The sequence below is a fragment of the Clostridium sp. genome, assembly GCF_051654825.1.
Lineage (GTDB): Bacteria > Bacillota > Clostridia > Clostridiales > Clostridiaceae > Clostridium.
Genome location: NZ_JBOFYU010000124.1, coordinates 17,186 through 37,961 on the forward strand (window position 1 = coordinate 17,186; position 20,776 = coordinate 37,961).

23 protein-coding genes are annotated in these 20,776 nt (G+C 29.3%); 20 read left to right on the forward strand and 3 right to left on the reverse strand.

Annotated features, from left to right (window positions below; genetic code table 11):
- The first annotated feature begins 6 nt into the window (after nt 1–6).
- Complete coding sequence (locus ACRDBA_RS07720) at nt 7–543, forward strand: ATPase (RefSeq protein ID WP_438572345.1); 537 nt, start codon at nt 7–9, stop codon at nt 541–543.
- On the opposite strand, the gene ylbJ is transcribed toward ACRDBA_RS07720, so the two are convergent.
- Nucleotides 529–1,713: a sporulation integral membrane protein YlbJ gene (ylbJ, locus tag ACRDBA_RS07725; RefSeq protein WP_438572346.1), complete on the reverse strand. Its 1,185-nt coding sequence runs from the start codon at nt 1,711–1,713 to the stop codon at nt 529–531. The two genes, ACRDBA_RS07720 and ylbJ, sit on opposite strands and share 15 nt — an antisense overlap.
- 51 nt (nt 1,714–1,764) lie before the next feature.
- Entirely contained in the window at nt 1,765–2,976 is a 1,212-nt protein-coding gene (locus ACRDBA_RS07730) for a nucleotidyltransferase (RefSeq protein ID WP_438572347.1), read from the reverse strand.
- A 224-nt stretch (nt 2,977–3,200) separates the two neighbouring features.
- Here ACRDBA_RS07730 and pta point away from each other — a divergent pair, with 224 nt between their 5' ends.
- The 19 genes from pta (at nt 3,201) to ACRDBA_RS07825 (ending at nt 20,391) form a co-directional block, all read left to right on the forward strand.
- Entirely contained in the window at nt 3,201–4,202 is a 1,002-nt protein-coding gene (gene pta, locus ACRDBA_RS07735; RefSeq protein WP_438572348.1) for a phosphate acetyltransferase, read from the forward strand.
- Nucleotides 4,203–4,229: 27 nt separating this feature from the next.
- Nucleotides 4,230–5,429, forward strand: coding sequence for an acetate kinase (locus ACRDBA_RS07740; protein ID WP_438572349.1), 1,200 nt, complete (start codon nt 4,230–4,232; stop codon nt 5,427–5,429).
- 210 nt (nt 5,430–5,639) lie between these two features.
- Nucleotides 5,640–6,149, forward strand: coding sequence for a YceD family protein (locus ACRDBA_RS07745; protein ID WP_438572350.1), 510 nt, complete (start codon nt 5,640–5,642; stop codon nt 6,147–6,149).
- A 2-nt stretch (nt 6,150–6,151) separates the two neighbouring features.
- On the forward strand, nt 6,152–6,337 hold the full coding sequence (gene rpmF / locus ACRDBA_RS07750; RefSeq protein ID WP_021875537.1) for a 50S ribosomal protein L32: 186 nt from the start codon (nt 6,152–6,154) through the stop codon (nt 6,335–6,337).
- A 56-nt stretch (nt 6,338–6,393) separates the two neighbouring features.
- Nucleotides 6,394–7,395, forward strand: coding sequence for a phosphate acyltransferase PlsX (gene plsX, locus ACRDBA_RS07755; protein WP_438572351.1), 1,002 nt, complete (start codon nt 6,394–6,396; stop codon nt 7,393–7,395).
- A gap of 76 nt (nt 7,396–7,471) precedes the next feature.
- A complete protein-coding gene (gene acpP, locus ACRDBA_RS07760; protein ID WP_438572352.1) occupies nt 7,472–7,702 on the forward strand; it encodes an acyl carrier protein in 231 nt (76 codons plus the stop codon).
- A 121-nt stretch (nt 7,703–7,823) separates the two neighbouring features.
- Nucleotides 7,824–8,522, forward strand: a complete 699-nt coding sequence (gene rnc, locus ACRDBA_RS07765) for a ribonuclease III (protein WP_438572353.1) — start codon at nt 7,824–7,826, stop codon at nt 8,520–8,522.
- Nucleotides 8,515–9,552: an elongator complex protein 3 gene (locus tag ACRDBA_RS07770; RefSeq protein ID WP_438572354.1), complete on the forward strand. Its 1,038-nt coding sequence runs from the start codon at nt 8,515–8,517 to the stop codon at nt 9,550–9,552. The genes rnc and ACRDBA_RS07770 overlap by 8 nt, the downstream gene beginning before the upstream one ends.
- Nucleotides 9,553–9,736: 184 nt before the next feature.
- Entirely contained in the window at nt 9,737–13,300 is a 3,564-nt protein-coding gene (gene smc, locus ACRDBA_RS07775; protein ID WP_438572355.1) for a chromosome segregation protein SMC, read from the forward strand.
- 13 nt (nt 13,301–13,313) lie between these two features.
- On the forward strand, nt 13,314–14,225 hold the full coding sequence (ftsY, locus tag ACRDBA_RS07780; RefSeq protein ID WP_438572356.1) for a signal recognition particle-docking protein FtsY: 912 nt from the start codon (nt 13,314–13,316) through the stop codon (nt 14,223–14,225).
- A gap of 239 nt (nt 14,226–14,464) precedes the next feature.
- Nucleotides 14,465–14,794, forward strand: a complete 330-nt coding sequence (locus tag ACRDBA_RS07785; RefSeq protein ID WP_438572357.1) for a putative DNA-binding protein — start codon at nt 14,465–14,467, stop codon at nt 14,792–14,794.
- 16 nt (nt 14,795–14,810) lie between these two features.
- Nucleotides 14,811–16,163 (forward strand): signal recognition particle protein, encoded by a 1,353-nt coding sequence (ffh, locus tag ACRDBA_RS07790; RefSeq protein ID WP_438572358.1) that lies wholly within the window; start codon nt 14,811–14,813, stop codon nt 16,161–16,163.
- 38 nt (nt 16,164–16,201) lie between these two features.
- Nucleotides 16,202–16,447 carry a 30S ribosomal protein S16 gene (gene rpsP / locus ACRDBA_RS07795; protein WP_438572359.1) on the forward strand — a complete coding sequence of 82 codons (246 nt, stop codon included), beginning with the start codon at nt 16,202–16,204 and terminating at the stop codon, nt 16,445–16,447.
- Between the two features lie 45 nt (nt 16,448–16,492).
- The gene (locus ACRDBA_RS07800; protein WP_438572360.1) at nt 16,493–16,732 is read left to right on the forward strand and encodes a KH domain-containing protein; all 240 of its coding nucleotides are present in this window, start codon (nt 16,493–16,495) and stop codon (nt 16,730–16,732) included.
- 96 nt (nt 16,733–16,828) lie between these two features.
- Nucleotides 16,829–17,326, forward strand: a complete 498-nt coding sequence (gene rimM / locus ACRDBA_RS07805) for a ribosome maturation factor RimM (protein WP_438572361.1) — start codon at nt 16,829–16,831, stop codon at nt 17,324–17,326.
- The gene (gene trmD / locus ACRDBA_RS07810; RefSeq protein WP_438572362.1) at nt 17,316–18,029 is read left to right on the forward strand and encodes a tRNA (guanosine(37)-N1)-methyltransferase TrmD; all 714 of its coding nucleotides are present in this window, start codon (nt 17,316–17,318) and stop codon (nt 18,027–18,029) included. The genes rimM and trmD overlap by 11 nt, the downstream gene beginning before the upstream one ends.
- Before the next feature lie 121 nt (nt 18,030–18,150).
- Complete coding sequence (gene rplS / locus ACRDBA_RS07815) at nt 18,151–18,501, forward strand: 50S ribosomal protein L19 (RefSeq protein WP_438572363.1); 351 nt, start codon at nt 18,151–18,153, stop codon at nt 18,499–18,501.
- 193 nt (nt 18,502–18,694) lie between these two features.
- Nucleotides 18,695–19,579 carry a ribosome biogenesis GTPase YlqF gene (gene ylqF, locus ACRDBA_RS07820; RefSeq protein ID WP_438572364.1) on the forward strand — a complete coding sequence of 295 codons (885 nt, stop codon included), beginning with the start codon at nt 18,695–18,697 and terminating at the stop codon, nt 19,577–19,579.
- Nucleotides 19,579–20,391: a ribonuclease HII gene (locus tag ACRDBA_RS07825; protein WP_438572365.1), complete on the forward strand. Its 813-nt coding sequence runs from the start codon at nt 19,579–19,581 to the stop codon at nt 20,389–20,391. The genes ylqF and ACRDBA_RS07825 overlap by 1 nt, the downstream gene beginning before the upstream one ends.
- Here ACRDBA_RS07825 and ACRDBA_RS07830 read toward each other — a convergent pair whose 3' ends face one another.
- On the reverse strand, nt 20,392–20,763 hold the full coding sequence (locus tag ACRDBA_RS07830) for a YraN family protein (protein ID WP_438572366.1): 372 nt from the start codon (nt 20,761–20,763) through the stop codon (nt 20,392–20,394).
- Between the last annotated feature and the right edge of the window lie 13 nt (nt 20,764–20,776).

A 20,776-nucleotide genomic window follows, 5' to 3' on the forward strand; every position in this document is an offset into this window, starting at 1 on the left:
ATTGCAGTGGATAAAGCAGAATCAAATATTATAGAACTTTTAGAGTATTTACAAGATGTTATAGAATCATCTCCTAAGGTTCCTATAACAGGAAAAACTATGGTTGACAAAGGAGAAATTATTGAAATTATTGATCAAATAATAAATTGCCTTCCAGATCAATTAAAAAGAGCTGAATGGGTAATGAATGAAAAAGATAGAATACTAGGAAATGCTCAAAAAGAGTATGAATCAGTAAAAAAAGAAACTATTGAAATAATGAAGCTAAATGTTGAAAGTCATGATATAGTGAAGGAAGCTAAAATTAGAGCAAATGAAATAATTGCCTTAGCTCAAAGAGATGCCAAGGCAATTAGGGGTGGTTCTAGAGAATATTCAACAGAAATACTATCTCAATTAGACAAAGAAATAGAATTAAAGAAAAATGCTCTAATTGAAAATATGCAAGAAGCTTTTGAAAAAGTAGCTAAGGATATTGATGAAAATCTTAGTAATACTTCTGAAGTAATAAAGGAAAATATAACTGAATTAAGAAGTATGTAATTTTCTTATTTCATTAGATAATATTTTTAAAATTAAAGTAAAAGACAATATTAATATAATAGGTAAGGTAAACTTATAATAGTTTATAAAAACATTACCTACTGCTTGTATATTTGTAGTTGGTGTTGAAACTAAAAGTATTTTAGAAGATATAAAGGTAATACAAAAACTAATGATTCCCTGAATAAATTTCCAGAATACATATTTTTTCATTGGTGGCGAATTCTTGCTTACTACTGAGCTTACTTGAGCTAAAATAGACAAGCTTGAAAATGAACAAACAAAGCTAATTAGACTTAATTTTAAGTTTATAGATAAAGTAGAATTTGCTATTAGGTTGCATCCATTAGTAAACTCTATATTAGCAAGAAAAAAGTTATATAAGGAGCTATTAGGTAAATTAATAGCTTGTTCAATATCTCTAAAAGCAATGCTTATAAAAGCATTGTTTTTTATTATGCTAATAATAATAGAAAAAATTATAACAAAGGCTGATATATTTAATGTAGTAGAAATAGCATTTTCGATAGCTGATTTTAATGATGTACCAAAATTTACTGATTTAAATTTTGGAGTTACTAATGGTGAAAATGAGGAATTTCTACTTTTATACTTTGTTAAAAATCCGACAATGATTGCAGATAAATAGTTTCCAATCAATAATATATAACCATATTTTGTACTTCCAAGCATAGCAGCACCAACTGAGCCAATTAAAAAAATGGGTCCTGCATTTGAAGCAATGTTTAATAAGCGTTCATATTCATTTTTATTTATATATCCTAAAGAATATATATCAGAAGAATATTTTGCACCTAAAGGATAACCGCATAAAAAGCTAGCAGCTAGCGGGAAGGAACAATTTTTAGACAATCCTAGAGGTTTACAAAACAAAGGTCCCATAAATTTTGAATAAAGACTTATTCCATCATATGAAATAAGAAGATTACAAATAACACTAAAAGGAAAAATAGTAGGTAAAATTGCTTTTACTACAAGCTCACTACCTTCTATAGCAGCCTTAATGCAACTTTCCATATTAAGAGTAAATAAAATAATTAAAAATGTAATGCAAAAACACATAATATAATGTTTTTTAATATTTAATAATTTTAAGAGTATGGCAATTAAAATAAAAATAAAAAGCCATAGAAATAAAAGACTATACATGAAAACACCCCCATCTATAGTTATTTATATGCTAATGGCTAAAATATATTATTATTTTATTATAGGTTTAAGTAAGTGATCTGAAAATGGATCTACTGAATTATTAAGCAATGAGTAGCATTTTGTAGCTTGAATGTCAAGCTTTAGCAAATCGTTATTTATATGTTTTGGAATCTTTGTAATCAATGGAATACTTGATCGTTTTTTGATTTCTTTAAGTATATCCTTTCCTTTAGAATTAAATCCTAAAACACGACAGTATAAGTTGTCAGGATTTATAAGGTCATCTTTATTATATAAATCAAATCCAATAAAAATTTGAGTAAGAATACGAGAAATTTTTGTGTAAGTATAGCGTTTACTTTTTACTCTAAAAACTAAATCTTCAAAGGAAGTACTTCTATATATTTCTTTTAAAAGCTTATTATCAAGTCCTTCTGATACCTCGGAAAGATTGTTAAAATTTACGCAATTTACTACTAACTTATATTTAATCATATTAAACATGTGATTTTCAAAAATAAACTCATAATTATTATCATATAATTTTTTGAATATTTTAAATGAGTTTTCAGGAAGATCTTTATAAATAGATTCTAACTCTGAATTATTTTTTAAAGTTTCTCTAATGCTAGTTGCTGATGAAAAGGTGTTATTTAAGCTTTTGTCATTATAGTTAGATCCTTCACGTTTTAAGGTTAAAGGCTCAATTTTACTATTTAAAGTTAAAAGTGCTTTTATGTACTCTATTCCTAAAATATTATTTGAATTATTTAAAATATCATCTACTTCAAATGAAGAGTTGATTGAAAAATATTCTTTTAAAGATAATTCTCTAGCCTTTGCAAAAGTTAATCCCTTAGAGAGATTATCTTTTAGAAGATTTTTATAATCATCTGGCTCATTAGAAAGAAGTGAAGATATATTTTTTAAATCACTTATATTACCACTTTCACTTCCAAAAAAGATAGTATTAACTACTCCTAATTTGTCTAAAATAGAAATAGCACCCTTTGCAAAATATTCAGCTGAAGATAATGCGTAAAAAGTAGGTAATTCTATAACTAAGTCAACTCCGTTATCAATTGCCATTTCAGCTCTTTTCCATTTGTCTAGTATTGCTGGTCCGCCTCTTTGAATAAAATTACCACTCATTATACATACTATACCATCAGCCTTAGTAGATTCTTTAGCTGAGGTAAGATGATAAAAATGCCCTTTATGGAAAGGGTTATATTCTGTTATTATACCTGTTATATTCATATTTACACTCCTTAATGGGAAATATAAAAGTATTATAACATAATATAGAAAGAGGTGAAGAAAAACATAGTTACTCACTTAGAAGCTATTATTGCGATATTTCTGAAAATTTTTAATATAAAGAATTAAATATTTGGGGTATTTTAGTGTTGAAAATTATAGTTACTTAGGAGTATATTAGTATATGAAGATGCATCCGCGTCTTGTTGAAAGGAGCAATGAATATGGAACTTATGGAAAAGTTATGGAATGCAGCTAAGGCTGACAAAAGAAGAATAGTTCTTCCAGAGGGAGACGAAGAAAGAACTGTAGTTGCAGCACAAAGAATACAAGAATTAGGTCTTGCATATCCAGTTTTAGTTGGAGATGAAGTGAAAATTCTAGAAAAGGCTGAAAAACTAGGAGTTGATTTAACTGGAGTTGAAATAGTTAATCCAGATAAGTCAGATAGACTAGAAGCATATATAGAAGCTTTTTATGAAGCAAGAAAAAGCAAGGGAATGACTATTGAAAAAGCTGACAAAATAGTAAGAGATCCATTATATTTTGGAACTATGATGGTTAAACTTGACGATGCGGATGGGATGGTTTCAGGAGCAGTACATACAACTGGTGATTTATTAAGACCAGGTTTACAAATAATAAAAACTGCACCAGGAGTTTCGGTAGTATCAAGTTTCTTTATAATGATGGTGCCAGGATCACAATATGGTGAAGAAGGTATGTTATTATTCTCAGACTGTGCAGTAAACCCAAATCCAAATTATGAGCAATTAGCAGCTATAGCAATAGCTACAGCAGATACTGCTAAGGCTCTATGTAAGGTAGAACCAAGAGTGGCAATGTTATCATTCTCAACAATGGGAAGCGCTGACCATGAAATGGTAGATAAAGTTAGAAAAGCTACTGAGTTAGCTAAGGAATTAAGACCAGACCTTTTAATAGATGGTGAATTACAATTAGATGCAGCTATAGTTGAAAAGGTTGCAGCTCAAAAGGCACCAAATAGTAAAGTTGCTGGAAAAGCAAATGTATTAATATTCCCTGATCTACAAAGTGGTAATATTGGTTATAAATTAGTTCAAAGATTTGCTAATGCAGAAGCTATAGGACCAATGTGTCAAGGTTTTGCAAAACCAATAAATGATTTATCAAGAGGATGTAGCTCAGATGATATAGTAAATGTTGTTGCATTAACAGCAGTTCAAGCACAAGCACAAAAATAATTATATATCCAGAAAGGGGTAAAATAAATGAAAGTATTAGTAATTAACTGTGGTAGTTCATCACTTAAATATCAATTAATCGACATGGCTAATGAAGAATCATTAGCTCAAGGTTTAGTAGAAAGAATAGGAATTGAAGGTTCTGTTTTAACTCAAAAGGTTGAAGGAAGAGATAAATATATAGTAAAACAACCAATGGCAGACCATAAAGTTGCTATAGGTTTAGTTTTAGAAGCTTTAGTTAACAAAGAAAATGGAGTTATCTCATCAATGGATGAAATTGCTGCAGTAGGTCATAGAGTAGTTCACGGAGGAGAAAAATATAACGAATCAGTTATAATCGATAAAGCTGTTAAAGACTACATAAAAGAGTGCTTTAAGCTTGCTCCATTACATAACCCAGCAAACATGATAGGTATAGAAGCATGTGAAGAATTAATGCCAAATACACCAATGGTTGCTGTATTTGATACTGCTTTCCACGGAACAATGCCAGAAGAATCATACCTTTATGCTTTACCATATGAATTATATGAAAAGCATGGAATTAGAAAATACGGATTCCATGGTACTTCTCATAAATATGTTTCACAAAAAGTAGCAGAAGTTATGGGTAAAGACGTTAAAGATTTAAAAATAGTTACTTGTCACTTAGGGAACGGTTCAAGCTGCTGTGCAGTTAAAGGTGGAGTTTCAGTAGATACTTCAATGGGATTCACACCGCTTGAAGGTCTTGCGATGGGAACTAGATCAGGAAGCATAGATCCTGCTATAGTTACTTTCTTAATGAAAGAAGAAGGATTATCAATTGATGAAGTAAATGATTTATTAAACAAGAAATCAGGTGCTTTAGGAATTTCAGGAATAAGTTCAGACTTCAGAGATATTGAGGATGCTGCATTTAAAAATGATGTGCATAGAGCTAAATTAGCATTAAAGATATTCGAATATAAAATAAGAGCTACAATTGGTTCATACGCTGCTATAATGGGTGGAGTTGACGTAATTGTATTTACAGCAGGTGTAGGAGAAAATGGTCCTGAAACTAGAGAAGAAGTGTTAAAGGGATTAGAATTCTTAGGTGTTGAATTAGATAAGGAAAGAAATGCTGTAAGAGGAAAAGTTAGAGAAATATCAAAAGAAGGATGCAAAGTAAAAGCTTTTGTTATTCCAACTAATGAAGAATTAATGATTGCAAAAGATACTGTTGAGTTAGTACAAAAGTAATTATTTATAAGGTGCAGAATTATTATAATAGTAATTTCTTATAAATTTCTTGACTTTTAATGATGCACTTTATATAATAAGTTGTGTTTGTTTATACAATAAATAAATCTAAGGAGTGAAAAGTAGCTTTGCTCAAGCTGTGTAACATAAGTTAAAAGATGTACACAATGTGTCCTGAAGGACATGAGGCACTAAGCCAGAGTATTACATATGATTATACAATTTTCAGATTTAATATCTTATAAACAGAGAAAAAAAGAAATCAATGTAACATACGATTTGGCTCCACTGTATTTTGATGGAGAAAAAATCCAAGCTGTAGAAGCTGTAACTGTAAAAGGTGAATTACTTTCAAGAGAAGGAATTTTAGTTTTACAAGCTTCTATAAAAACAAAACTTGAACTAGTATGTTCAAGATGCCAAGAGGCCTTTATCTATCCAATAGATATTGATATAGAAGAAAGGTTTACAAACAATAAAGACCTTCTAACTAATGAAGAAATTATGTTTGTAGAAGGTGATTCTTTTGATATCACCGAAATAGTTGAAAATATTATTATTTCAACCTTACCTATTAAGAGATTGTGTGTAGACAGTTGTAAAGGACTTTGTCACCAGTGTGGTAAAAATCTTAATGTTGATACTTGTCAATGTGCGACAAATGATGTAGACTTAAGACTGGCAGAGCTTAGAAAACTGTTTGGAAATAAGGAGGTGTAATAATGGGAAATCCTGCTAGAAAAACATATAGAGCAAAGAGAGATTCAAGAAGAGCTCAAACTTTCAAGTTAAGCTTACCTGGAATAGTTGAGTGTCCACAATGTCACGAAATGAAATTAGCTCACAGAGTCTGCAAGAACTGTGGATTCTATAAAGGTAAAGAAGTAGTTGCTTCATCAGAAGAATAAAGAAAGTCATTAGACTTTCTTTTCTTTATATATAAAAATAAGGGGCGAGTAGTATTATGAAAATAGCTATAGATGGTATGGGTGGAGATCATGCACCTAAAGCAGTTGTAGAAGGGGTTATCCAAGCACTAAGAGAGTACCAAGGTATAGAATATTATATAACTGGACCTAAAGAAAAAATAGAAGAAGAATTAGAAAAGTATGACTATGATGAAAATTTAATTAAGATTATAGATGCAAGAGAAGTTATTACACCTAATGAGCATCCTGTTATGGCTTTAAAAAAGAAAAAGGACTCAAGTATGTGTAAGGCTTTAAAGTTAGTTAAGGACAAGGAATGTGATGCTATAATCTCAGGTGGAAGTACAGGGGCTTTCTTAGCTGGATGTACTTTGTTAGTAGGAAGAATTAAGGGGATTGAAAGACCTGCATTAGCGCCTATTATGCCTGGAAAAAACGGAAACTTTATGATAGTAGATGCAGGAGCAAATGTTGATTGTAAGCCAAGTTATTTAACTCAATTTGCCCATATGGGAAAAATATATTATCAAGGTGTTCTTGGAAATGAAAATCCAAGTATAGGACTTGTAAATATAGGAGCTGAAGAGGAAAAAGGAAATGAGCTTACTAAAGCTGCCCATAAGCTTTTAAAAGAAGAACGTAATTTAAACTTTGTTGGTAATGTAGAGCCAAGAGAAACATCAACAGGTGATGTAAATGTTTTAGTTTGTGATGGTTTTGTTGGAAACACGTTACTTAAAATGTATGAGGGTGTCGCATCAACGTTATTAAAAATGATAAAAGAAGAAATCATGTCTTCAAATATTATAAGTAAAATCGGGGCTAAATTATTATCTCCTGTTTTTGCAAGTTTAAAAAAGAAGTTTGATTACAAGGAATATGGTGGAGCACCATTTCTTGGTGTTGATGGTATTTGTATAAAGGCTCATGGTAGTTCAGATGGTAAAGCATTTAAAAATGCTATTAGACAAACTAAAACATTTTACGACAATGGTGTATTAGAAAAAATTAAACAGGAACTTCAAAATAATCTTTAATTTATTGTTTAAGTATATTGACTAGATAATTATTATATAATATTATCTAGGTGGATGTATTTAGGAGGTGAAATTGATGTTCGAAAAGATAAGAGATATAATAGCTGAAAAATTAAGCATTAGCGAAGATGATATAACTATGGAAGCTTCATTCCTAGAGGATTTAAATGCAGATTCATTAGATTTAGTTGAACTTATGATGGCTTTAGAAGATGAATTAGATATGGAAATTCCAGACGAAGAAGCAGAAAACTTTAAAACAGTTGGAGACGTAGTTAAGTATTTAAAAGCTAACGTTGAAGAATAGTAAAATCCCGCTATTAGCGGGATTTTATATTTAATTAGATAAAATCTATATATAAATTGGTTTATTCTTGAATTTGTTTTAAGGAGCAAGTTGAAGAATAAACTTCAAGGAGTGTATTAAAATGAGTAAATTTAATATTAAAGAAGTTGAAGAAATACTAGGGTTTAAGTTTAATGAGTCAAAATTATTAAAGACTGCTTTAACTCATAGTTCATATGCTAATCAGCATAAAGATCAAGAATATAACGAAAGATTTGAGTTTTTAGGAGATTCTATTTTACAGTTATGTATAACAGAATATTTGTTTTTAAATTATAAGGACAAAAGTGAAGGGGAATTAACAAAAATAAGAAGTTTAATTGTTTGTGAAAACTCTCTTTATGAAATAGGTAGGAAATTAGACCTAGGATCTTTTATAAGAATAAGTAGAGGTGAAGAGCTAACAGGTGGAAGAGAAAGAACATCTATAATTGCAGATGCTGTAGAAGCCTTATTAGCAGGGATATATCTTGACAAGGGATTAGAATTTGTAAAGGACTTTATTATAGGTCATTTTGAAACAGTTATAAAAATGGCAATTAATAATGATATTGTTTTAGATTATAAAACTAAGTTACAAGAAGAACTTCAAAAATCAGGAGAAGTTTCAATAGTATATGAACTTATAAAGCATGAAGGACCTCCTCATAGAAGAAAATTCTTTACAGCAGTAATAATTGATAATAAGGAATTTGGTCAAGGAGAAGGTTATAGTAAAAAGGAATCAGAGCAAAATGCAGCAAAGGAAGCATTAAAAAAAATGGAGGGATCAAATGAGTAATAAACATTATATTATTCCTATATTCATTTCACATCAAGGATGTCCTCATCAATGCGTATTTTGTAATCAGGATAGAATAGCTAAGGTTGTTGAAAAGGAAGTTACAGCAGAAGATGTAAGAAATACTATAGATGAGTATTTAGAAACTATAGATTATAAAAATGCAACTGTAGAAGTTTCATTCTTTGGAGGAACATTTACAGCCATTGACGTAAATAAGCAAAAGGAACTCTTATCTGTATCAAGGGAATACAAAGAAAAAGGTTTAATAAACAAGGTGAGAATGTCTACTCGTCCAGATGCTATAAATAGATACATATTAGATTATTTAAAGGAATATAAGGCTGATATTATTGAATTAGGGGTTCAATCACTAGATGATGAGGTGCTTAAGCTTTCTGGTAGAGGACATAGTGTAGAAGATGTTAGAGTTGCTTCTAATTTAATTAAGGAATACGGTTTTACATTAGGACATCAAATAATGCCGGGACTTCCAGGTGATACATTTGAAAGGGATATAAAGACTACTATGGAGTCAATAAAAATGAAACCTGATATTTGTAGAATATATCCTTCGTTAGTAATAAAGGATACACCAATGGAGGAAATGTATAAAAGAGGTGATTATAAGCCTTATACATTAGAAGAGGCAGTACATATTTCAAAAAAGATGTATAAGTTATACACAAATAATAAGGTTCAAATAATTAGAGTTGGACTTCAACCAACAGAAACTATTACATGGGGAAAGGATATTGTAGATGGACCATTCCACCCAGCTTTTAGAGAATTAGTTGAAGGAAGCTTGATTTGCGATGAAATTAAGGCTAAAATAGATGGATTTGAAAATGATATTATAATTGAAATAAACTCTAAGGATTTAAGTAAGTTATATGCAAATAAAAAAGTATATTTTAATAAGCTTAAAGAAAGTCATAATGGAAAAATAGTAGTTAAAACTTATGATAAACTTAAAAGAGGAACATTTAAAGTTATAATAGTTGAAAAAATAGAAGAGATAATAATATAAGGTAGGCAATAAAGTCTACCTTATATTGATATTTTATTAAGTTTACTATAAACTAAATGTAAATAGGAGTGTTATTATGAGAAAGAAAACAAAAGAAAAAATGATATATACCATTACAATAATTTTAATAGTTATGTTTTGTATGAGTATATTAGTAGCTTTTTTATAGATAAGGGGTGGACCTATGTTTTTAAAATCTCTAGAGATTAGGGGGTTCAAATCTTTTGCAGATAAGACTCAGTTAAAGTTTAAAACAGGAGTAACTGCAGTAGTTGGACCAAATGGAAGTGGAAAAAGTAATATATCAGATTCTGTTAGATGGGTCTTAGGTGAACAAAGTGTAAAAACTTTAAGAGGGGGGAAAATGGATGATGTAATTTTTGCTGGAACTCAATTTAGAAAACCAGTAGGGCTTGCACAAGTATCATTAACCCTAGATAATACTAATAACCAATTAGATACTGATTATTCTGAAGTAACAATTACTAGAAGAATTTTTAGATCTGGAGAAACGGAATATTTAATAAATAATCAAAAGTGTAGATTAAAAGATATAAACAATTTATTTATGGATACTGGAATAGGTAAGGAAGGATATTCTTTAATAGGTCAGGGAAAGATTGAAGCAATATTAAGTGGTAAACCTGAGGAAAGAAGAAACTTATTAGAGGAAGCAGCTGGTATTGTAAAGTTTAAGTCAAGAAAAGAAGAAGCTGAAAAAAAACTTTCTAATACAGAAAATAATTTAGTTAGAATTAGAGATATTATTGCTACATATGAAGAAAGAATAGGACCTTTAAAGGAAGAGAGAGAAAAGGCTTTAGAGTATAGAACATTAGCTGAAGAATTAAAAATAAAAGAAGTATCTATATTAGTTAACTATATAAGTAAAATAGAAGAAGAAATAAAAGAATTAAATATTGATATACAAAATAGAAAAAATGAAATTAATGAAAAAAGAAATAAGTTAGATAAAGATAAGAGTATTATTAAAGATTTAGAAAAAAGCATTGAAGAATTAGAAAAGAAAAATGAGGAAGAAAAAAGAGAATATTATGGTAGCAAAGAAGAAGTTGTTAAAAGTAAAAATGATATTCAAATTTTTAAAGAAAGAATAAATAATATAAGAGGAATTATAAAAAAGAACACTGAAGAAATCAGTGTATTAGAAAATGAAGTTAATGTTTTAACAAATGAAAAGTCTGTTATAGAAGAAGAACTTGAAAAAAAGACTAAAGATCAAAGTGGAAAAGAGGAAGAATTAAGGGATTTAGAGAAAAAAGTTAAAGGATTAACAGATGAAATTAAGGACTTAGAAGAAGAATTAGTAAAGTTAAAGGATGATGAATTTGAATTACTAAGAAAGTCATCAGAAATAAAAAATAATATTGCTGTATTAAATAAGGATATATTGAGTAAAGAAGAACTTGAAAAGACAGGACAAAGCAATATTGAAACTATTGAAGGTAATATTAGTATTAATTTAGGTACTATAACTGGTTTAAACAATAAGATTTCAGAAACTAAAAAATATAGAGAAGAAATTAAAAAAGAAATAGCAGAAAATAAAAGAGAAATTTCATCTTTAAATAGTAGTGCATTTAAGAAAGAAAATATAGTAAAGCAAATAACTAGAGAAATAAATACCCTAGAAGGTAAACTGACTACATTAAATGACTTAGAAAAAAGTTATGAAGGGTATCAAATGTCTGTTAAAAGGCTGATGGAGAGAATTGAAAAAGGTGCTATAAAGGATGCTAATGGAACTAAAGTATTAGGAGAAACCTTTACAGTAGAAAAAAGATATGAAACAGCTATAGAAATTGCATTAGGTGGAGCTATCTCTAATATAATCACTAAGGATGAAAATATTGCAAAGTTTTTAATTCAGTATTTAAAACAAAATAATTTAGGTAGAGCAACATTTTTACCTTTAAATATAATTAAGGGCAATAGAGTTAATCTTCAAAAAGAAATACAAAATGTAGATGGGTTTTTAGGTATTGCATCAGATTTAATTAAGTATCCAGAGGTTTTAAAAAATATTATGGATTATTCATTAGGTAAGACTATAATAGCAAGGGATATGGATGCTGCGTTAAAAATATCTAAGCTTGGAAATTATAAGCTTAGAATAGTTACAATTGATGGAGAAGTTATAAGTCCTGGAGGAGCATTAACAGGGGGAAGCTTTTACAAAAAGAATAATTCAAGTATTTTGGGGAGAAGAAGAGAGCTTCAAGAATTAGAAGTTTCTATAAATAAAAAGAAAAACGATTATAAAGAAGAAGTTTTAAACTTAGAAAATTTAAAAAAGGATATTAAGATACTAGATGAAGAAAACTTAAATAAAAGTGATGATATTCATAGTAAAAATATTGATATTACTAAATTTGAAAGTGAAGTTAGAGCTTTAGAAAGTGAAGGGCAAAAACTAAGAAATTCTTTAGATGTTTCTAGAAGCCAATTGGTTTATAATAGAGATGTGTTAAAGAAATATAAAGAAGAGTTAATAAATAAAAAAAATATTTTAACTTCAATAGAAGAAAAAAATCAGCAGAATAAAAATAGGATTAGTGAAATTAGTAGATATTTAGAATCTGAAAAGAAATCTATTGAAGAGTTAAAGGAACATATAGTAAAAATAAAAATAAATAAGGCAAGCTTAGATGAAATTCTTCAAAGCAAGCATTCTGATATTAAAAGAAAAGCTAAGGATATATTAGAAAAAGAAGAAAAAATAAATATGCTAAAAGAGGAAAGTAGTGAAAAAAGCGAAAATATTATTTATTTAGAAAATCAAATAAAAGAAAAAGAAAATTTAATATCACAAAAGGAAGAGAGAATACTTAAGCTAGAGCAAATATTTAAAACAGATGAAGTTAAAAGAATTTCATTAAAGGATAAGCTTAAAATCAGAGAAGGATTAACAAATGAGCTTGTTGAAATAATAAGATTAGCAGAAATGGAACTTAATAAAAGGGAAATTCAAAGGGCTAAATCAGAAAGTGAAGTTGAAGGATATTATAAGAAGTTAAATGAAGAATTAAACTTAACTTTAGCTGAAGCAATTGAAATTTCAATAGAAATTGAAAGTATATCTAAAATAAAAGATGAGATATTTAAATTAAAGTCAAGAATTACAGCTTTAGGTACAGTAAATTTAGCCTCTATAGTAGAATATGAAGAAGTATGTGAAAAATATGAATTCATGTCTACGCAAGAAGAAGATTTAAATAAAGCAAAAGCTGAACTTATGAGTGTAATAACTGAAATGACAAGTAAGATGCAAAAATTATTTATAGAAAACTTTAAAATACTAAATGAGAACTTTAATGAAACCTTTAAGGAGTTATTTAAAGGTGGAAATGCTGAACTTATTTTATCAGAGGGTGATGAATTAACAGCTAATATAGATATACAAGTTCAGCCGCCAGGTAAGAAACTTCAAAATATAAATCTTATGTCAGGTGGAGAAAAGGTGCTTTCAGCAATAGCTTTATTATTTGGTATATTAAAAATGAAACCTACACCGTTTTGTATTTTGGATGAAATAGAGGCAGCACTAGATGATGCTAATGTTTATAGATATGCAGAGTTTTTAAAGAAGTTCTCAGAAAACATACAGTTTATAGTAATCACTCATAGAAAGGGAACTATGGAAGCAAGTGATGTAATGTATGGAGTAACTATGGAGGAAAAAGGAATATCTAAAGTAGTTTCAGTTGATTTAACAAAAAACAATTAGGAGGAAAAAAATAATGTTTGGAAAATTTTTCGATAATTTAAAATCAGGGTTAACAAAAACAAGAGATGCACTAACAGATAAAATTAATGAAACCTTAAAGTTAGCTATAACTATTGATGAGGATTTATATGAAGAGTTAGAGGAAATACTTATAATGTCAGATATAGGTATGGATACTACTATGGAAATAATAGATAGATTAAAGGCTAAAATAAGAAAAGAAAAAATAAATGATACAAGTGAAGTTTACCCAGCTTTAAAATCTGTTATAAAAGAAATGCTTGTAGAAGGAACAGAAGAAGCAGTAACAAATGAGCCTAAGGACATTATGTTAGTTATTGGAGTTAATGGAGTAGGTAAAACTACATCTATAGGAAAATTAGCTGCTAAAAATAAGGCTGAAGGAAGAAAGGTTTTATTAGCAGCAGCAGATACATTTAGAGCGGCAGCAATAGATCAGCTTGTAGTATGGAGTGAAAGAGCTGGAGTAGATATAGTAAAACATCAAGAAGGTTCAGATCCAGCGGCAGTAGTTTTTGATGCAGTAACAGCAGCAAAGGCAAGAAAGGCAGATTTATTAATATGTGATACTGCAGGAAGACTTCATAATAAGAAAAATCTTATGGATGAACTAGGGAAAATAGGAAGAATAATAGATAAAGAATATGGAGAGGCTTCTAAAGAAACATTATTAGTTTTAGATGCTACAACAGGACAAAATGCTGTAATACAAGCAAAGCAGTTTATGGAAGTGTGTCCTATAGATGGTATAATTCTTACTAAGCTTGATGGAACAGCAAAAGGTGGAGTAGTTATTTCTATTAAAAATACATTAAAGATTCCTGTAAGATATATAGGGGTTGGAGAAGGGATAGATGACCTTCAAGAATTTGATGCTGCAAGCTTTGCTGAAGCATTATTCTAAAAATTAAGTATAGATAAATTATAAAAAAAGCAATATAAATTAATAAAGTAAAATATTACTTGTTGAAATTATATTAAGGTAAAGATTAAAATAGGTTGTAGACTTTGAATGAACCTTAAAAAAACTGTGACCTTAAGCAGATTTCGACAAAATAAAATAAAATTTTAAGTGTTAAGTAAAAATACTTGACAGGTATAAATTGTTTTGATAAAATCTATGTTGTGGGTAAGGTGATATTTATGGAAGATAGAGTTGAGATTTCAATTTTGATGGATCTCTACGGTGCCTTGTTAACAGAAAAACAACATAACATTATGCAACTTTATTATAATGAGGATTTTTCTTTAGGCGAAATTGCAGAATTAAATAACACAAGCCGCCAAGCAATCCACGATCTGATAAAGAGATGCTATAAACAATTTCTATCCTATGAAAGTAAGCTTAACTTGCTTAAAAGAAGTTTAGAAAAAGAAAAAATTCTTAAAGATCTTTTATGTGATATAAAGAGTAAGTATTCTTTATCTGAAGAGGACTATAACTCTTATAAAAACATATTAGAAGATTTGTAATCATAGGAGGGTTAACATGGCTTTTGAAGGTTTAGCAGATAAGTTACAAGAAGCTTTCAAAAAACTTAAGGGTAAAGGAAGGCTAACTGAAAAAGATATAAAGGAAGCTATGAGGGAAGTAAAGCTTGCATTATTAGAAGCAGACGTTAACTTTAAAGTAGTTAAGAGCTTCATTTCACGAGTTAGTGAAAAATGTGTTGGTAGTGATGTTTTAGAAAGCTTAACACCAGCTCAGCAAGTAATAAAAATCGTTAACGACGAATTAACTGAACTTATGGGTGGAAGTGAAAGTAAAATAAACTTTTCTTCTGTAGGACCTACAATTATTATGATGGTAGGGCTACAAGGGGCTGGTAAAACTACAATGAGTGGTAAGCTAGCACTTCAATTAAGAAAGCAAAATAAAAAGCCGTTATTAGTGGCTTGTGATATATATAGACCAGCAGCAATAAAACAATTAGAAGTTGTTGGTAAGCAAATTGATATTCCAGTATTCCAAATGGGTGATAAAGTAAATCCTGTGGATATAGCAAAAGCAGGTATTAATCATGCAAGAGAAAATGGTAATAATGTAATAATTATAGATACTGCAGGTAGACTTCATATAGATGAAGCCTTAATGGGAGAATTACAAGATGTAAAAGAGGCTGTTAAGCCACAAGAAATATTACTTGTAGTTGATTCAATGACGGGGCAAGATGCAGTAAATGTAGCAGAAACCTTTAATAATTCATTAGATGTTACAGGTGTAGTTTTAACAAAGCTAGACGGTGATACTAGAGGTGGAGCTGCACTATCCATTAGACATATGACTGAAAAGCCAATTAAGTTTATTGGGGTAGGAGAAAAAATGAATGATTTTGAAGTATTCTATCCAGATAGAATGTCTTCAAGAATTCTAGGAATGGGAGATGTACTTTCATTAATAGAAAAAGCACAAGAAGCTTTTGATGAAAAAGAAACTCAAGAGTTAAGTGCAAAGATGTTAGAAAATGACTTTAACTTTGATGATTATTTAAGTGCTATGGAGCAAATGAAAAAGCTAGGTTCTCTTAGCAAAATAATGGAAATGATGCCTGGTATGCCTAAAGAATTAAAGGATATAGACTTTGATGCTGGTGAAAAGCAACTGGGTAGAACTAAATCTATTATATATTCAATGACTCCAAAGGAAAGAAAAAATCCAAAGTTATTATCTGGTTCATCTTCAAGAAAGAAGAGAATAGCTAAAGGGTCAGGAACGTCATTACAAGAAGTTAACAAACTCATTAAAGGCTTTGATATGATGAGAAAGCAAATGAAACAAGTAAAATCATTACAAAAGAAGTCTAAAAAAGGATTCTTAGGGAAATTACCTTTTATGAGTTAATATAAATTAACTTATCCTTTAAAGGAGGTGAAATTAACATGGCAGTAAAGATTAGATTAAGAAGAATGGGATCAAAGAAATCTCCTTTCTACAGAGTAGTAGTTGCAGATTCAAGATCACCAAGAGATGGTAGATTCATCGAAGAAATAGGTTACTACAACCCATTAACAGAACCAGCTGAAATCAAAATCAATGAAGAAAAAGCTACTAAATGGGTACAAAACGGTGCTCAACCTACAGATGTAGTTAAGAGACTTTTTGTTCAAGCAGGATTAAACAAGTAATTTTTAGGAGGTGAACTCTGTAGTTTTACATAATTACAGTTGTTTATGAAGGAATTAATTGAAACTATAGCGAAATCCCTTGTGGATAATCCAAACGAAGTTTATGTAAATGAAATTCATGGAGAGCAATCAATTATTCTGGAACTAAAGGTTGCTCCTGCGGATATGGGAAAAGTCATTGGTAAACAGGGAAGAATTGCTAAGGCAATTAGAACTGTTATCAAAGCAGCAGCAGTTAAAGTAGATAAAAAAGTAGTAGTAGAAATTATTGATGTAAAGAGTTAGGATATTCCTAACTCTTTTTACACATATATAAAGTTAATAGCAACTAAATATATTTTAGTTGATAAATATAGATGAATTACATTATGAGGTGAAAAAATGGTAGATGTTTTAAAAGTAGGAAAAATAGTAAACACTCATGGTTTAAAAGGTGAAATGAAAGTAATTCCACTAACAGATGATCCTAAAAGATATAAAGAATTAGAGTTTGTCTTAATTGATGGAGTTGAAAGAAAGATATTAGGATGTAAATTCCAAAAGGATAGAGTAATAGTTAAAATAGAAGGTGTAGATTCTATAGAAGAAGCAGAAAGATATAAAAATAAATATATGGAAATACATAGAGAAGATGCAGTTGAGCTTGAGGAAGATTGCTACTTTATTGCAGATTTAATAGGCTGTGAAGTTGTAGATACTGAAGGAAAAAACTTAGGTAAAATATATGAAGTTCTTCAAACTAAAAATAATGATGTTTATTGGATAAGAGAGCCTAAAGAATTGCTAATACCAGTATTGTTAGAGATTGTTCTTGATATTGATATGGAAAATAGAAAGATAACAATTAAACCAGTAGGAGAATGGCAAGATGAAGATTAATATTCTTACCTTATTTCCTGAAATGTTTGATATTTTTAATCATAGCATAATGGGAAAGGCAAAGGAAAAGAATCTTATAGACGTAAAGGCTATAAATATAAGAGATTTTACATTGAATAAGCATAAAAAGGTTGACGATTATCCATATGGTGGTGGAGCTGGAATGGTTATGACGCCACAACCACTAGTAGATGCAATTAAGTCATGCAAGGAAACTAGTAAGGGTAAGGTTATCTTCTTAGGTCCTAGAGGGGTAAAATTTAATCAAAAGTTAGCAAGTAAGCTTTCTAGAGAAGAAGAGGTTACTTTTATTTGTGGTCATTATGAAGGAATAGACCATAGAGTATATAAGCATATAGATATGGAAATATCTTTAGGTGACTTCATTTTAACAGGTGGAGAGATGGCTGCTATTCCTATAATTGATTCTATACTTAGATTAGTTCCAGGGGTACTAGGTAAGGAAGAAAGTCATATGGATGAATCATTTTCTGATGGATTATTAGAATACCCTCAGTATACAAGACCTGAGGTTTTTGAAGGAGAAAGAGTACCAGATGTACTTTTATCTGGACATCATGAAAATATCCGTAAATGGAGAAGGCTACAATCCTTAGTAATTACTAAGGAAAGAAGAAATGATTTGTTTAAAAAGATAAATTTAACAAAAGAGGATATAAAATTGTTAAAAGAAAAAAAGTAAGATAACTTGCATTATAATATAAGTTATGTTAGAATAATTTTTGTGTTAGTACGGGCGGTCCTCTGTCAAAGAAGATTTGTTAAGAACGTCAAAATTTATTATTCAAGGAGGGACTTACACAATGAACGAAATATTAAGAGCTATTGAAGCAGAACAAATTAGAAAAGATCTTCCAAACTTCCACGTAGGAGATACTGTTAAAGTTTACGTGAAAATTAAAGAAGGTAACAGAGAAAGAGTTCAAATGTTCGAAGGAACAGTTATAAAGAAACAAAACGGTGGATTAAGAGAAACTTTCACTGTAAGAAGAGTTGCTTTAGGAACTGGAGTAGAAAGAACATTCCCAGTTAACTCACCAATCATCGAAAAGATGGAAATAACTAGAAGAGGTAAAGTAAGAAGAGCTAAGTTATTCTACTTAAGAGATAGAGTTGGTAAGGCTGCAAAGGTTAAAGAATTAAAGACTAGATAGTATATATCTACTTGATATTAAGGGGCTTTTTTAAGTCCCTTTTTCTTTATGTATTAGAAAATTAAAATAAATAAAAATACATTTTTATATTAATGATAAAAGAATTATTTATATATATAGTATAAAAAGTGGATATAATATAAGCTATGAATATTAAAATAAATTTACATATAGATTAAAAGGAGGAATATTAATGGCTGCAATAAACTGGTTCCCTGGTCATATGAAAAAAACACAAAGGGAAATAAAAGAAAACTTAAAGTTAGTAGATGCTGTTATAGAAATTAGAGATGCAAGAATACCTAGAAGTTCTGCAAACCCTGATATAGACAAACTTTGTGCTGGAAAGCCAAGAATAATCTTATTAAACAAAAGTGATTTAATAGATGGAAGAGTGATGAAAACTTGGGTTAATCACTTAACTGAGGATATAGTAAAAGTAATTGAAGTAAATTGCTTAACGGGTAAGGGGTTAAATCAAATAAGACCGACATTAGAGACTTTATTAAAAGAAAAGCATGATAGATTAAAGTCAAAAGGTCTTGTAAAGATTCCTATAAGAGTAATGGTTGTAGGAATACCTAACGTTGGTAAATCAACATTTATAAATAAGATGGCAAGAAATAATATTGCTAAGACGGGGGATAGACCTGGTGTTACTAAGAGTAAGCAATGGATTAAAACTAAAATGGATATAGAGATGATGGACACTCCAGGAGTTTTATGGCCAAAGTTTGAAGATGAGAACACTGCATTAAGTCTTGCATTTACAGGAGCTATAAAGGATGAAATAATGGATATAGAAGAGTTAGCTTTTAATCTAATTAAAAGACTACAAGGTCATTATGGTGAAAAGCTAATGGAGAGATATAAGATAACAGAAATAAGCGAAGATCCACTTGAAACTTTAAATGCAATAGCAAGAAAAAGAGGCTGTTTAGTAAAAGGTGGAGAAATTGATTACAATAGAATAGCTGTTATTTTATTAGATGAATTTAGAGGCGGAAAAATTGGAAATATAGCATTAGAAAGACCAGATGATGTTTTTGAGGATGAAACTGTAGAAGGTGAAGAGTAATGTCTATTTTAGATATAGATTTAAAAACTCTAAGCTATAAGGATATAAAAGAAAAAGTAGATAAAATAATAGTTAAAGATTATTTTAAATCTAATGAATTACCTCAAGTTATTGAAAAGTTAAATTCTGATTCTAGAAAAAATGTTTCTTCATTAGGAAGTAAACTTTTTAAAGAAAAGGAAAAGTTGGAAAAAGAGATTTTAAGAGTAAGGGCTATGTATACTTTTGATGAATCATTTGGAGATTATAAATATGTAGCAGGAGTAGATGAAGTAGGAAGGGGACCTTTAGCAGGACCAATAGTAGCTTGTGCTGTTATTCTTGATAGAGATGTTTTAGATGATGATTTAATTTTAGGGTTAAATGATTCGAAGAAAATATCAGAGAAAAAAAGAGAAGAATTAGCAGAAATAATAAAGAGAAAAGCTATAGCCTATCACATTGCAGAGTGTTCAAGTGAAGAGATTGATTCAAAGGGAATAGCTTTTTGCAATAATGAAATTTTCATTAAATCATGTACATCACTAGGAATTACTCCTGATTTAATACTTTCAGATGGGTATTTAGTGAAAAATATTAGAATTGAAAATAAGTCAGTTATAAAAGGTGATACTAAGTCTGCAGCAATAGCAGCGGCATCAATAGTTGCTAAAGTATATAGAGATAAACTAATGAAGGAATATGCTAAAAAATATCCAGATTATGCTTTTGAGGAAAATGCAGGGTATGGAACTAATAAGCATATAGAAGGATTAAAAACAGTAGGTCCTTGCGATATACATAGATTATCTTTTTTAAGAAATATATTATAATTAAGATACTCTAAAAGCATCTTGAATATGATTTATTAAAAATAAATTATTGTCTTTATTTAGAAATACTTCAATTACGTCAAATTGACAGTTATATTGATAAAGTTTATTTAAGGTAATGTAAAAATTACATAAATTAATTATTTGTTTTTGTTTTGAGTAGGTAATAGACTCTAATGGTGTACCATATAGAGAACTATACCTACTTTTTACTTCCACAAAAATAATAATATCATTCTTTTTGCAAATCAAATCTATCTCGCCAAATCTATTTCTGAAATTTCTCTTTAAAATATAATACCCATTTTTTCTTAAATAATTAAAAGCTAATGTTTCACCATAATTACCAATATCCTTATTAAAACCTTTCATAATAAACTCCTTT